Origin of the sequence: Buchnera aphidicola (Cinara curvipes) (genome assembly GCF_900698915.1) — a bacterium.
Classification (GTDB): domain Bacteria; phylum Pseudomonadota; class Gammaproteobacteria; order Enterobacterales; family Enterobacteriaceae; genus Buchnera_F; species Buchnera_F aphidicola_AY.
The window spans coordinates 310,077-324,817 of the sequence record NZ_LR217710.1 but is presented as its reverse complement, the minus strand read 5'-3'; the positions used below and the strand labels follow the sequence as shown (position 1 = coordinate 324,817).

At 19.3% G+C, this 14,741-nt stretch carries 11 protein-coding genes; 2 read left to right on the top strand and 9 right to left on the bottom strand.

The features are described from left to right. Positions 1 to 203: 203 nt before the first annotated feature. From ybeY to prfB, 5 genes are all read right to left on the bottom strand, one after another. The gene (gene ybeY / locus BUCICURV3402_RS01435; protein ID WP_154029326.1) at positions 204 to 662 is read right to left on the bottom strand and encodes an rRNA maturation RNase YbeY; all 459 of its coding nucleotides are present in this window, start codon (positions 660 to 662) and stop codon (positions 204 to 206) included. Between the two features lie 72 nt (positions 663 to 734). Continuing rightward, the gene (gene miaB, locus BUCICURV3402_RS01430; RefSeq protein ID WP_154029325.1) at positions 735 to 2,081 is read right to left on the bottom strand and encodes a tRNA (N6-isopentenyl adenosine(37)-C2)-methylthiotransferase MiaB; all 1,347 of its coding nucleotides are present in this window, start codon (positions 2,079 to 2,081) and stop codon (positions 735 to 737) included. Positions 2,082 to 2,223: 142 nt separating this feature from the next. Continuing rightward, positions 2,224 to 3,477, bottom strand: a complete 1,254-nt coding sequence (gene lysA, locus BUCICURV3402_RS01425; protein ID WP_154029324.1) for a diaminopimelate decarboxylase — start codon at positions 3,475 to 3,477, stop codon at positions 2,224 to 2,226. Positions 3,478 to 3,644: 167 nt separating this feature from the next. Beyond that, positions 3,645 to 5,156, bottom strand: a complete 1,512-nt coding sequence (lysS, locus tag BUCICURV3402_RS01420; RefSeq protein ID WP_154029323.1) for a lysine--tRNA ligase — start codon at positions 5,154 to 5,156, stop codon at positions 3,645 to 3,647. 9 nt (positions 5,157 to 5,165) lie between these two features. Continuing rightward, a protein-coding gene (prfB, locus tag BUCICURV3402_RS01415) for a peptide chain release factor 2 (protein WP_172598549.1) occupies positions 5,166 to 6,264 on the bottom strand; the annotation gives its coding sequence in 2 pieces (ribosomal slippage) (positions 5,166 to 6,188 and positions 6,190 to 6,264; 1,098 coding nt in all). Between the two features lie 180 nt (positions 6,265 to 6,444). Here prfB and BUCICURV3402_RS01410 point away from each other — a divergent pair. Then, positions 6,445 to 7,422 (top strand): hypothetical protein, encoded by a 978-nt coding sequence (locus tag BUCICURV3402_RS01410; protein ID WP_172598548.1) that lies wholly within the window; start codon positions 6,445 to 6,447, stop codon positions 7,420 to 7,422. A 178-nt stretch (positions 7,423 to 7,600) separates the two neighbouring features. On the opposite strand, the gene typA is transcribed toward BUCICURV3402_RS01410, so the two are convergent. Then, entirely contained in the window at positions 7,601 to 9,412 is a 1,812-nt protein-coding gene (typA, locus tag BUCICURV3402_RS01405; protein ID WP_154029320.1) for a translational GTPase TypA, read from the bottom strand. Between the two features lie 342 nt (positions 9,413 to 9,754). On the opposite strand from typA, the gene yihA reads away from it, so the two are divergent. Beyond that, a complete protein-coding gene (yihA, locus tag BUCICURV3402_RS01400) occupies positions 9,755 to 10,366 on the top strand; it encodes a ribosome biogenesis GTP-binding protein YihA/YsxC (RefSeq protein WP_154029319.1) in 612 nt (203 codons plus the stop codon). A gap of 6 nt (positions 10,367 to 10,372) precedes the next feature. Here yihA and BUCICURV3402_RS02105 read toward each other — a convergent pair whose 3' ends face one another. The 3 genes from BUCICURV3402_RS02105 to eno all read right to left on the bottom strand — a co-directional run bounded on the left by BUCICURV3402_RS02105 (position 10,373) and on the right by eno (position 14,561). Continuing rightward, positions 10,373 to 12,040: a DNA polymerase gene (locus BUCICURV3402_RS02105; RefSeq protein ID WP_232036849.1), complete on the bottom strand. Its 1,668-nt coding sequence runs from the start codon at positions 12,038 to 12,040 to the stop codon at positions 10,373 to 10,375. A gap of 62 nt (positions 12,041 to 12,102) precedes the next feature. Further along, the gene (locus tag BUCICURV3402_RS02100; protein WP_232036848.1) at positions 12,103 to 13,050 is read right to left on the bottom strand and encodes a 5'-3' exonuclease; all 948 of its coding nucleotides are present in this window, start codon (positions 13,048 to 13,050) and stop codon (positions 12,103 to 12,105) included. Positions 13,051 to 13,253: 203 nt separating this feature from the next. Continuing rightward, positions 13,254 to 14,561 (bottom strand): phosphopyruvate hydratase, encoded by a 1,308-nt coding sequence (gene eno, locus BUCICURV3402_RS01390; protein WP_154029318.1) that lies wholly within the window; start codon positions 14,559 to 14,561, stop codon positions 13,254 to 13,256. Positions 14,562 to 14,741 lie beyond the last annotated feature (180 nt).

Below are 14,741 nucleotides of genomic sequence, written 5' to 3'. Positions count from 1 at the left end.
TATTAATAATTCTCTTTGTATATATTTTTTATAAAAAAAAATTTATATAGATTTTTTATATAAAATATTTTATATATTTTAATAATAAAATTATTAAATTATTTTTTTTTAATAAATATAATTAAGATATTTATTATATATTTTATATTTTTTTTTAGAATTTTTATATTTTATATATAAAGTATTTTTTATTTTAATTTTAATTAATTATGAATGTGATATGGATTATTAAAACCTAATTTCATCATTATTTTTTTTTCAATTTTTTCCATTTTTTTTCTATTCTGTTGAGTATCATGTTTATAATTTATTAAATGTAATGCTGAATGAATAGACATATGAGCCCAATGTTCTAATACATTTTTTTTTAAAGTTCTAGCTTCTTTGTTAATATATGGAGCGCATAAAATTATATCTCCTATATAAAATAAAAAATTTTTTTTTATACTTAGATATATAGTTGACTTAAAAGATAAAACATTAGTAGGTATATTTTCATTTCTATATTTTTTATTAAGAAATTTTATTTCTTTTATATTTACTAACCTAATAGTAATTTCTATTTTTTTGTTTTTAAAAATTTCTTTTAACCATAATAAAAAATATTTTTTTTTTGGAAAAAAAATATTTTTTTTACATGCTTTTTGGATATATATTTTCATATAATTATTTTTTTTAATGCTTATTGTTTTATTTATAAACAATGAAAGTTTCTTTAATAATAAATATTTTTTTTATTTAATTATCCCTTTTAAATATGTATTATAGTTAATATCTATTACTTTTAATTTTACAAAAGTTCCAATACACTTAGGGTTTCCTTCAAAATTAATAATTCTATTATTTTCCGTTCTACCATATAATTCTTGGATATTATTTTTCGCAATTCCTTCTACTAATACTTCCTGAATAGTACCCAACATTCTTCTTCTCCATTGAAATGATTGTTGATTGATTTTTTTTTGCAAGATATAAAGTCGATTTTTTTTTTCTTCTATTGAAGTATTATCCGCTAATTTAGCAGCTCTAGTTCCTGGTCTTTTAGAATAAATAAAACTATAACTGGTATCAAAGTTAATTTTTGAAATAAAATTTAGTGTTTTTTCAAAATCTTTTTGAGTTTCCCCCGGAAATCCAATAATAAAATCAGAACTAATACTTATTTTAGGTCGTATATATTTTAATTTATTTATTATATTTTCATATATTTCTACAGTATAACCTCTTTTCATTAATCGCAAAATTTTATTTGAGCCGCTTTGTACAGGTAAATGCAGAAAATTTGTTAATTGAGGTATATATTTATATGATTCAATAATATCATCACTAAAATCCATTGGATGACTTGTAATATATCTAATTCTATTAATTTCAGGAATTTCTGATATAGAATATAATAAATCTGAAAAATTATATTTTTTTTTATTAAATTTATTATTTATATAATATGAATTAACATTTTGTCCTAATAAGATTATTTCTTTCACACCTATTTCAGTAAGTTTCTTTATTTCTAATATAATCTCTTTATTATTTCTACTAATTTCTTTTCCTCTAGTATATGGAACAATACAAAAAGAGCAATATTTATTGCATCCTTCCATGATAGTAACAAATGAAGTAAATTTTTTTTTTGTTTGTTTTAAAGGTGAATAATCAAATTTTTTTAATGATTTTCCTTTTATATCAATAATCAAATTCTTATTAGAATAAGCTTGATGTATTAATTGAGGTAATTTATGTAAACTTTGAGTTCCAAAAATTACATTAATAAATTTTGCTCGTTTATAGATATTCTCACCTTCTTGAGTAGCTACACATCCACCTATAGCAATTATAATATTAGAATTTTTTTGTTTTAATTTTTTCCATCTTCCTAATTGATGAAATAATTTTTCTTGTGCTTTTTCTCTAATTGAACATGTATTTAGAATTAAAATATCAGATATTTCTGGTTGACTTACAAAAGTATATTTTTTTTCTTTACTTAATATATTTTTTATTATGGAAGAATCATGTTCATTCATTTGACACCCCCATGTTTTAATATATATTTTTTTTTTATCTTTTTTTTTATTCATAAGTAATATTTTTATTTTTTAAAATATATTTATTTAAAAAATATATTTTTAGTTTAAATGAAAATAAATAATTTTATTTTACAATACATATTGTATAAATAATATATATACAATATATATTTATTTTTTATCAATACATTAATTATATTGAAGTTTCTAACTCTAACATTTCTTCTATTTTTTGTCGTCTTCTAATTAATTTAAACTTATTTTTTCTATATAATATTTCAGGAATTAATGGTCTACTATTATAATTAGATGACATAGATGCACCATATGCTCCAGTATCATGTATTATGATATAATCTCCAGGATAGACTTTAGGAATTTTTCTATGAAAAATTAATCCTGTTTTTTTTAAAGTAAATACATCCCCTGATTCACATAAGGGTCCTGCAATAATACTTTTAATTATAGTATGGTTTTTTGTATTTTTTTTATTTCTATGTAATACTGAAATTTTATGGTAACTACCATATAAAATAGGTCGCATTAAATCATTAAATCCTGAATTTAAGATTACAAAAATATTTTTTCCCATTTTTTTTACTGAATATACTTTAGTAACTAAAATACCAGATTGTCCAACAAGAAAACGACCTGGTTCAATTTCTAATTTAACTGAACAGTTTAATGCAGAAGAAATTATTTTTTTAGTTTCATTCCATTTTTTAAAATAATTATTAATATTGATTTCTTTATCTTTAGATCTATAAGGTATATTCAGACCTCCTCCAGCAGATATAAATTTTATTTTTTTATTTATTTTAATTGCATATTTTTTCATAGAATTACAAATATGATATAAATTTTTTTCATTTATTCCTGATCCAATATGGATATGTAGACCAATTAGATTTAGATCATATTTTTTAATAACTGATAATGCTTCATCAGTATTCCAAATTCCATGTTTACTGTTTTCCCCCCCTGTATTTGTTTTAATATGATGTCCATCTCCAAATTTAGGATTAATTCTAATCCAAACTGGATGTTTTGGAGATTTTTTTCCAATTTTTTTTAACATATCAATTGATCCTGCATTAACAGGGATATTATTTTTTATAACTACTTTTAAAACTTTATTTTCTATAATATCAGATGTAAAAACAATATCATGATTTTTTGATTTAAACCCAGCAATAAAAGCTCTTTGTATTTCTCCTAATGAAACTGCATCAACTTTTATATTATAACTTTTCATTAATTTTAAAATATGTATATTTGAACAAGATTTTTGTGCAAAACGAATAATATCAAATTTTTTTAGTTTTTTTATTTGTTTTACAATAATATCTGCATCATATATCCACATTGGAGTTTTATATTTTTTTATTAAATAGAGTATTTTGCTTCTTTGTAATGTTTTTTTTTTTATTTTAGTTGTAAAACACATATTTTTTTTCATATTATTTTTTTTAATGAATTGTTTGAATATATTTTATTTTTTAAATAAAAATATTATGTTTAATATAGATAATTTAATTATATATTTATTTTATGATTTTTTTATATTTAATTCTTTTTTATATTTTTTTATAAAAAATAAATTATGTTTATCATTTATATAATATTTTTTTTTAAAATAGGAAAAAGTATAACATCTCTAATATTTTTCTGATTAGTCAGAATCATAATTAATCTATCAATTCCTATACCTAAACCAGAAGTAGGTGGTAATCCGTGTTCTAATGCTGTTATATATTCTTTATCATAATAAAAATTCTTTGATATATTTATATTTTCTTTTTGCAGTTCTTGTAGTTTAAATCTTTTTTTTTGTTCTTCTGGGTCATTTAATTCGGAAAAACCGTTAGCAATTTCATATCCTGATATAAAAAACTCAAATCTTTCCGCAAAGTTATCATTTTTTTTAGCTAATGGAGAAATTTCTATTGGATATTCAGTAATAAATGTAGGAGAAATAATTTTTTTTTCTGTAGTTTTTTCAAAAATTAAATGAATTAATTCTCCAAGGGAGTTACATAATTCTGTATTTAAATTAAGTTTTTTTGCTATTTTTTTTGTTTTTTGTATATTTTTTAAATCAGATATACAGATATTTTTGTTAAATTTTAATATTGATTCAATCATTGTCATTTTTCTAATAGGTTTTTCAAAATTTAATTCATTTTTATCATATTTAATAATTAAAGAATTAAATATCTTTTTTACTAAAAATTTACATAGCTTTTCTAAAAGAGTCATCATATCAGTATAATGACTGTAGGACATATAAATTTCCATCATAGTAAATTCAGGGTTATGTCGAGTTGATAGTCCTTCATTTCTAAAATTTCTATTTATTTCAAAAATTTTATCAAAACCACCAATAATTAATCTCTTTAAATATAATTCTGGTGCAACTCGTAAGTACATTTTTTCATTTAATGCATTATGATAAGTAATAAAAGGTTTTGCATTAGCTCCTCCTGGAATGGGATGCATCATTGGTGTTTCAACTTCTAGAAAATCTTTTTTTTTCATAAAAGAACGAATATTAGAAATAATATATGATCTTTTTTTAAATATTTTTGTTACATTAGGATTAGATAATAAATCCAAGTATCTTTTTCTATATTTTATTTCTTTATTTTGTAATCCAGAATATTTATCCGGTAAAGGTCTTAATGATTTAGTTAATAAATATATTTTCTTACAATGAATTGATAATTCTAATGTATTTGTTTTAAATAATATTCCTTTAACTCCAATTATATCTCCTAAGTCTAATTCAATAATATAATTTTTATAGTAATTATTTGGAAATAAATTACTTTTTATATATATTTGAATTTTATAATTATCATGTTGTATAACAAAAAAAGAAGCTTTGCCTAAAATTCTTTTTTTAATTATACGTCCAGCGATACTAATTTGGTAATTTATTTTTTTTAAGTCACTTTTAGTATAATTTTTATATGAAAAATATATTGCTTTGATTGTTTTTGTGTATTTAAATGTATTAGGAAAATTAAAACCTTTTTGACGTAATTGAATTAATTTATTTTTTCTTATAAAAATTTCTTTATTTGATAAAATTTTTTCTTCTTTTGATTTAATTTTTTTAAACATTTTTTATTTTTAAAATCCCATTTTTAAATTTGTTTCAATAAATTGATTTAAATCACCATTTAAAACATTATATATATCATTTCTTTCAATATTTGTTCGAAGATCTTTTATTCTAGAATCATCTAATATATATGAACGAATTTGGTTTCCCCATCTTATATCTAGTTTATTTTTATTAATATTTTCTTTTTCTATATTTTTTTTTTTAATTTCTAGATTATATAATTTTGCTTTTAATTGTTTTATTGCAGTATTTTTATTTTTATGTTGTGATCGATCATTTTGGCATTGTGTAACAATTCCTGTAGGAATATGAGTAATTCTTACAGCTGATTCAGTTCGATTTACATGCTGTCCACCAGCTCCTGATGCTCTATATACGTCGATTCTTAAATTTTCTGTTTTAATATTTATTTTAATATTTTTTTTTACTTCAGGGTATACAAATATTGAACTAAAGGAAGTATGTCTTTTATTTCCTGAATCAAAAGGACTTTTTCGGACTAATCTATGAATACCAGTTTCTGTACGAAACCACCCAAATGCGAAATTACCCTTAATTTTTAATGTAACAGATTTTATTCCTTTATTTTCTCCTATTGATTCTGTGATAATTTTTGTTTTAAAATTTTTACTAAATGAGTATTTTAAATACATTTTTAACAACATTTTTGTCCAGTCTTGTGATTCCACTCCTCCTGATCCTGATTGTATATCCATATAACAATTATTTTTATCATTTTTGTTTTTAAACATAGTATATATTTCTAATTTATTTATTTTTTTTTTTAATTTTAAATATTGTATATTTATTTCTTCTATAATATATAAATCTTTTTCTTTATTAAATATTTTTACCCAATATTCTATTTCTTTTAATATTTTAATTAATTTTTTAATTTTATATATTTTTTTAGATAAAATATTTTTTTTTTTATATAATTTTGATATTATTTCATAATTTTTATTTAATATTAATTTTTTTATTTTTTTATTAATATTTTTTATTTTTTTATTTATATAAAAATAGTCAAAGATTCCTCTTTAATAAATTAATTTTATTTTTTATTTTTTTTATCTTTTTTAATAAAGTAGTTTGATCAAACATTTTTTTCTCTTTTTGAAAATATTTTTTAAATATACTTTTTAAAAAATTATATTATAAATAATAAGTTATATAAGTTTCTATATAATATAGTTATTTTTTTTATAAACATCAATGATTTTTGTTATATTATATAATAATGTTATATTTATATTTTTTAAAATATCAGAAAAAAGGTTTTTTATGAAAAATTATATTTTTAGCAATAAAACTATTTATTTAAGTAAAGATTTACCTACAACGTATATGAATTTAAACGGATGGTCTATAATATGTGTAACTGGTTTAGATAAAAAAAAATATTTAAATAATCAATTTACTATTGATATAAATATGATTAATTATGATAACTATAAATTTGGAGCTCATTGCAATATTAATGGAAAAGTATGGACTTCTTTTTTAATATTTCAATATAAACATTTTTATATATATATTGTTAGATCATCAGTATGTAAAAAACATATACATGAATTAAAAAAATATTCTTTATTTTCTAAAGTTAATATTTTTGAAGAAAAAAAATTTTGTTTATTTGGATTATGCGGTTTAAATTCATCTAAATTATTAGAAAATTTTTTTTCTATAAAATTAAGTAAAAAAAAATCTATTTTGGTTATTCACAACATAATTATTTTAAAAATTAATAAACCAATTGAAAGATTTTTAATTATTGCATATAAAAAATATTTAGTTGATTTTTTAAAATTTATAAATTGTAAAGCGAAATATAGTAATGAAATGCAGTGGTTAGAATTAGATATTGAATCTTGTTTTCCTATTATGAATAAAGAAATAATGGGTCGTTTTATATTACAATCATTAGATTTAAAAAAATGGGGTGCTATTAATTTTAATAAGGGTTGTTATTATGGACAAGAAATATTATGTAAATATGAAAATAAAAAAATAAATAAATTTATTATTTGTTCTATAATAGGTAAAAGTAATAAAAATAATATTACATATATATTTGAACCTGTTGAGTACAAAGATGTTTTTGGAAATAGATATAATGCAGGTATGGTACTATCATGGGTACATATTCATAAAAAAAAAATATTATTACAAGTTCGCATGAAAATAAATTTTTTTAAAAGAGAAAATAATTTTTTTTTATTATCTCATCAAGATATTGATTTTAAAATATATAATATGTAATTTTTTTTAAAAAAATATTTTATTGATAAAAATAAATATTATTTTTTTTAATAAAAATTTTTAATATTTATACTTTCTATATTATAAAAAGAATCTTTTAATAAAAGAAAGATTCTCTTTATTAATTACAAAAAATATTATTTTTATATAAATAAAAATAAATATTTTTGTAAAGATATTATTTTTTTTTAGCTTTTTTTCTATCACTTTCTTTTAAATGTATTTTTCTAAATCTTATTGATTTTGGAGTGATTTCTACTAATTCATCATCATTTACAAAGTTAAGAGCATACTCTAATGTAATTTTTATGGGAGTAATTAAATTTATAGCTTCATCTGTTCCTGATGCTCTCATATTTGTTAATTTTTTTCCTGTTAAACAATTAACTGTTAGATCATTCGATCTATTATGTATCCCCACAATTTGTCCTTCATACACTTTTTCTCCGTGTTTAATAAACATTTTTCCTCTATTTTGAAGATTAGAAATTGAAAATGAAACAGCTGTTCCTGTATTCTTAGAAATAAGAACCCCATTTTTTCTTTGCCCAAATTGATATTTTTGTATAGGTCCATAATGACTAATAGAAGAAAAGAAAGTGCCTTCTCCGGAGGTTAGATTCATAAATTCAGATCTAAATCCAATTAATGATCTACTAGATAGTAAACATTCAATTTGTATTCTATCTTGCTCGCTGTTTGTAAGATTTTGTATATCCCCTCTTAATTCACCTAATTTTTTTATTAATTGTCCTTGATTTTTTTTATTAATATCTAATAATACAAGTTCGTAAGGTTCGGTTAAAATATTATTTTTCTTTTTTAAAATTACCTTAGGTCTTGAAACCTCTAATTCAAAATTTTCTCTACGTAATTGTTCTAATAAGATTGATAAATGTAATTCCCCTCTTCCAGAAACAGAAAAAACATTTGAATCTTGTGTTTCATTAACTTTTAAAGATATATTACGAACTGTTTCCTTTTTTAAGCGCTCAAGAATTTGTCTAGACGTTATATATTTACCTTCCTGACCACAAAACGGTGATTGATTTACACAAAATAACATATTTACTGTAGGATTATCTATTTTTAAATTAGGTAATGGATTTAAAGATTCTGGATTGCAAATAGTATCTGATATTTCAAGATTATTTAAACCAGTAATTGAAATTATATCTCCAGCAACTGCTTTTTTTATTTTTTTTTGTTTTAAACCATAAAATTTTAATATGTTATTGATTTTTCCTGTATAAATTTTTTTTTTATTTCTTAAAACTGAAACTATTTGATTAATCTTTAATTCTCCTTGTTTTATTTTTCCAATTCCAATCATTCCAAAATAATTATTAAAATCTAGTTGTGAAATTTGCATTTGAAGAAAATTTTTTTTTGTTATTTTTGGTTTTGGTGTGTATTCTACAATAGCATTTAATAATGGAATCATATTATTTTTCATTTTATTAGGACTATTTCCTGATTTTCCTAATAAAGCTGACGTATATATTATTGGAAAATCTAATTGTTCATCATTTGCTGATAGATTTACAAATAAATCAAATATTTGATTAATAACCCAATCAGGTCTAATGGTGGATCTATCCATTTTGTTAATTACAATGATTGGTTTAATATTATATAAAAATGATTTTTTTGTTACATATCTTGTTTGAGGCATAGGCCCTTCAAAAGCATCTACCACTAATAAAACAGAATCTACCATAGATAATATTCTCTCTACTTCTCCACCAAAATCTGCATGTCCAGGTGTATCAATAATATTTATGTGATATTTATTCCATTTTATAGATGTATGTTTAGATAAAATAGTAATTCCTCTTTCTTTTTCTAATTCATTTGAGTCCATAATTCTATCAATTTTTTCTTCATGTTTCTCAAATGTACCGGATTGTCTTAATAATTGATCGAGTAGAGTTGTTTTTCCATGATCAACATGTGCAATTATAGCAATATTTCTGATTTTTGTATTCATTTAAATGCCAATTTTTTTAAGAGTGAGATAGTATATAATTTTATAAGTTAATTTTTATATAAAATACTTTTTTTATTTAAATTTTTTATTTTTATATAAAAATTTATACATATTTTACATTTTTCTTCTATACATAAATAAATTTGTATTAATCTTAATTAACTTATTATTATTAAAGTTTGATTTTTCAAATAAATTCTATTTTATTAGTTATAATTTAATATATTTAGTGTATAATTATATTTTTATTTTACAATATTTTTTTATAAAGATGAATATTTTAAAAATTAATTATATTTGTTATAAAAAATTAATTTGATTAATTAAAAAGGAAAATATTTATTGAAATATATAAATTTTAATAAAACATTTTTTTTAAAAAGTATTATAAATTGTTGTGAATTAAAATATTTTTCAGGAATAGAGATAGCTTTTTTAGGTTATTCTAATTCTGGTAAATCTACGATAATTAATTGTTTATCTAATAATAAAAAACTTGCTAGAGTTAGTAGATCACCTGGGTGTACTAGTACTATAAATTTTTTTAATGTATTATTAGATTTTAGATTAGTAGATTTTCCGGGATATGGATATTCAAAAATAGATAATTTTACTCAAAAATTACTTGAAAAAAATATTTTTTTTTATTTACAAAATAGAAAATGTTTAAAAGCTATTGTTATTTTATCTGATATTCGATTTTCTATAAAATCATTAGACAAAATTATTTTAAGTATTTTAAAACATAGTTTATTACCGATTTTAATTATTTTAACAAAAAGCGATAAAGTATCTAAATATAATAAAATAAAAAAATTGTTACATTTAAGAAAGGAAATATCTAGTTTAAATATGAATATTACTGTATGTAGTTTTTCTAAATTTAATAAATCAGATATTTTTTTCATAAAAAATCAATTATCTACATGGTATTTTTTATATAAAAATAAATAATTTTATTTACTTATTCATTTCTTTCCAATTTTTACCAGTTTTTATAGAAACATATAATGGTATTTTTAATAATACATTATTTTCCATATAACTTTTTATTATATTAGTTAGTACATTTTTTTTATTTTCTTTAATTTCAAATATTAATTCATCATGAATTTGCATAATTATTTTTGCTTCATTTTTAAATTTTTTTTGAAATATAGAATTTAACTTAATCATAGATTTTTTTATTATATCTGAAGCGGTATTTTGTATAATTGTATTGATACAGGAACGTTTTGCTTTTTTTTTCAAAATATTATTATTTGAATTTATATTAGAGATATATAATTTTCTCTTGAATAGTGTTTTTATATATTCATTTATTTTTGCAATATGATATATTTTTTTTATATATTTTTTTATTTTTTTATATCTTGTAAAATAAATATTTATATATTCACTAGCTTTTTTTATAGAAATATTTAATTTTTGAGATAAACTAAAAGGACTAATTCCATATAATATAGAAAAAATAACAGTTTTTGCAATATTTCTTTGATAAGATTTAACTTTTTTATCGTTTATCATAAAAATACGAGCGGCTATTTTAATATATATATCATTTTTATATGACAAATCTTGTATTAATTTTTTATCCTGTGAATAATGAGCTATAATTCTTAATTCAATATGTGAGTAATCAGCTGCTAGTAAAATCCATTTTTTTTTTGCTATAAACGCAATTCTTATTTTTCTTCCTAATTTAGTTTTAATTGGAATATTTTGTAAATTTGGATTACTAGAAGATAATCTTCCTGTTAATGTGGATGTCTGATGATATGTTGTATGAATTCTATTTGTTTTTCTATTTATTGAATTAATTAAATTATTTAAGTATGTATTTTTTATTTTTTTAAGAAATCTATATTGTAAAATAATTTTTGGTAATTTATGATTTTTAGATAGTTCACAAAGAACTTTTTCATTAACTGAAATATTTCCTTTTTTTGTTTTTTTTATATATGAAAAATTATATTTTTTAAATAAAATATTTATTAATTGTTTTGGGGAATTAATATTAAATTTTTTTTCTGTTAAATGATATATTTTTTTTTTTAATTTTCTTATTGTATTAGTAATTTGTATTTTTTGTTTTTTTAATATTCTTTTTTTTACTAATACACCATTATTTTCTATAATAGAGAGAACATTTAATAAAGGCATATCAATTGATCGGAATATTTTTTTTATAGAATTTTTTTTAAAATATATTTTAGTTTTATAATATATTTTTAAAGATATTAGTGATTCTTGAATAATTTTATTTATTTTTTTTTCTTTTGTTACATTATTTTTTTTTGTTGAATATTTTTTAATAAGATATTTATAATAATTATTATTATAATTACTTAGTTTACAGCAATAATATATAATTGATGTATCAAAATACATTCCATTTAATGTTATATTATATTTTTTAAAAATATGAAAAATATTTTTTAAGTTTTTTCCTATTTTTTTATATTTTTTATCTTCTAATATTGGTTTTATATTTTTTAATATAAATTCTACAGTAATTTTTGTATTTTTTTTATTATTTTGATTAGAATCAAACCACCATGTTATATTTTTTTCTATGGTAATAGAAATAGAAAAAATATTTTTTTTTTTTTTATTGTAAAGATTCACCGCTATAGAAAATATTTTTTTTTTATTTATTTTTCTTATAAGTTTTATTAATAAAATATTATTTATAATTTCAATATATTTTTTTTTTTAATATCTTTTTTTTTGTGATATATATCAATTATTGGAAATATATTATTATACATTTGTTTAGTATATTCATTAAATTGATAATATTGAAATTTTTTTAATAAAAAAGGTATATTTGGTTTATTTTTTTTCAAAAGATCATTTATACTACAATTTAGTAATATATTTTTATTAATTTTAGTTAAATTCAACGATAAAAAAGCTAATTCTTTGTTTTTTTTTAAGCTATCTGTTATTTTTTTAATATTTTTTATAGGTAATAAGGAAATATTTTCTATATTTTTATAGATATTATCTATAGATGAAAAGTTTTTTAAAAGAATTGAAGCAGTTTTTTCCCCTATCCTAGGTATTCCGGGTATATTATCTGAAGAATCACCTACTAATCCTAAGAAATCTGCTATAGAATATGGTTTTATTCCATATTTTTTATATACTTCTTTTTTATTTAAAATATTTTCTATATTTTTTCCCGGAATAACTTTAATTCTTTTATTTATTAATTGTAACATATCTTTATCAGCACTATATATGAAAATATAATATTTTTTTTTTATAAATTTTTTAGATAAAGTACCTATAATATCATCAGCTTCTATATTATTCATACTAATTATAGGTATACCCAAGCTTTGGATAATTTCTTTTAAAGGATTAATTTGTTTTTTTAAACTTTCAGGCATAGAAGATCTATTTTTTTTATATTTTGAATATAATTGATGTCTAAGAGTTTTTGTTGGAGTATCAAAAATAACTATTATATTATTAGGACAGAATTTTTTTACTATTTTATTAAATATTTTTATATATCCATATAAAACACCTGTAAAATGTCCATAATGATTTTTAAGTTTTAAAAAAGAAAAATATGTTTGATATAAACAATAATTTCCATCTATTAATACAATAGTTTTTTTTTTCATAATAATTCCCGTTTAGTAATTTAATTATTAAATTTATTACACTTTTTAATAAAATAAATATTTTTATTATTTATAATTTTATATGTTTAAATATATATTATTTATATAGATATTCTCTTAATAATTCTATTACCCCTAGTATATAGGGGGTTTCTTTTTTTTTATATGATTTAGTTATTTATGTAATTTGAGTATATGTAGTTTTATTTTTTAAATTTAAATATATTTAATTTTTTTTTAAATGTTTTTTTTTGTTTTTTTAGTGATTCTTCTATTTTAATTAATCTATTATATTTAGCTGTTCTATCTGATCTACACATTGAACCAGTTTTTATTTGTCCTGCGGATGTCCCGACAGAAAGATCTGCTATACTTGTATCTTCTGTTTCTCCAGATCTATGTGATATTATAACAGAATAATTATTTTTTTTAGCTAAATAAATTGTTTCTAATGTTTCTGTTAGAGTTCCTATTTGATTAAATTTAATTAAAATAGCATTAGCAACTTTGTTTTTTATTCCTTTTCTCAATATTTTTTTATTTGTAACAAATAAATCATCTCCAACTAATTGAATTTTATTTCCTAAAATTTTTGTTTGGTATATAAAACCTTCCCAATCATCTTCATTTTGTCCGTCTTCTATAGATATAATTGGATATTTATTTGTTAGTTTTTCTAAGTAATGTGTAAATTCCTGTGAAGTAAATTCTTTATTTTCATTTTTTAGTCTATATTTTTTAGTATTTTTATCAAATAGTTCTGATGCAGCGCAATCTATTGCAAAAGTAATATCTTCTCCTAATCTATAATTAGTTTTTTCTACAGCTAAACTAATTATGGATAATGCTTCTTCATTAGATTTTAAATTAGGTGCATATCCTCCTTCATCTCCAACACAGGTTGAATATCCTTTTTCTTTAAGAATCATACCTAATGTATGAAAAATTTCTGAACCCATTTGAATGGCTTGTCTTATATTTCTTGCTCCTATAGGTTGGATCATAAATTCTTGAATGTCAATATTATTATTAGCGTGCATTCCTCCATTGATAATATTAATCATTGGAAGAGGAATGGAGAATTTATTATTTGTATTATTAATTTGAGATATATAAGAATAAAATGGTATTTTTTTTTCAGATGCAGTTGCTTTTGCTAAAGATAGTGATACAGATAAAATTGCATTAGCGCCAAATTTTGATTTATTATTTGTACCGTCTAACTCAATCATTAAATAATCGATTTCTTTTTGATTTTCTGATTGTTTATTTATTAATTCTTTATTTATATCTGTATTAACATAGTTTATTGCTTTTTGCACTCCTTTTCCCAGAAATCGATTTTTATCAAAATCTCTTAATTCTAAAGCTTCTTTAGACCCCGTTGATGCTCCAGAAGGAGCTGCTGAACAACCGAAATGACCACTTTCTAAATGAACTTCTGTTTCAATAGTAGGAAATCCACGTGAATCTAATATTTCTCTAGCAAATATTTTTTTTATTTTTGACATTTTTAACTTATCCTTTTTATTTAACAATATTTTATATATTAAAATAGTTTTTTATTTTTATTGAATTAAATATTTTAATAAAGTATTTTTTATATAAAAATATAATAACTATTTTTAATAAATATTAATAATAAAATTTATTACTTTTATTTATATAAATTTAACTTTTTTATGTATTAT

Bases quoted from the DNA above. Each gene is read 5' to 3' on its own strand.
- ybeY (WP_154029326.1), bottom strand. From the start codon at position 662: ATGAAAATATATATCCAAAAAGCATGTAAAAAAAATATTTTTTTTCCA.
- miaB (WP_154029325.1), bottom strand. From the start codon at position 2,081: ATGAATAAAAAAAAAGATAAAAAAAAAATATATATTAAAACATGGGGG.
- lysA (WP_154029324.1), bottom strand. From the start codon at position 3,477: ATGTGTTTTACAACTAAAATAAAAAAAAAAACATTACAAAGAAGCAAA.
- lysS (WP_154029323.1), bottom strand. From the start codon at position 5,156: ATGTTTAAAAAAATTAAATCAAAAGAAGAAAAAATTTTATCAAATAAA.
- BUCICURV3402_RS01410 (WP_172598548.1), top strand. From the start codon at position 6,445: ATGAAAAATTATATTTTTAGCAATAAAACTATTTATTTAAGTAAAGAT.
- typA (WP_154029320.1), bottom strand. From the start codon at position 9,412: ATGAATACAAAAATCAGAAATATTGCTATAATTGCACATGTTGATCAT.
- BUCICURV3402_RS02100 (WP_232036848.1), bottom strand. From the start codon at position 13,050: ATGAAAAAAAAAACTATTGTATTAATAGATGGAAATTATTGTTTATAT.
- eno (WP_154029318.1), bottom strand. From the start codon at position 14,561: ATGTCAAAAATAAAAAAAATATTTGCTAGAGAAATATTAGATTCACGT.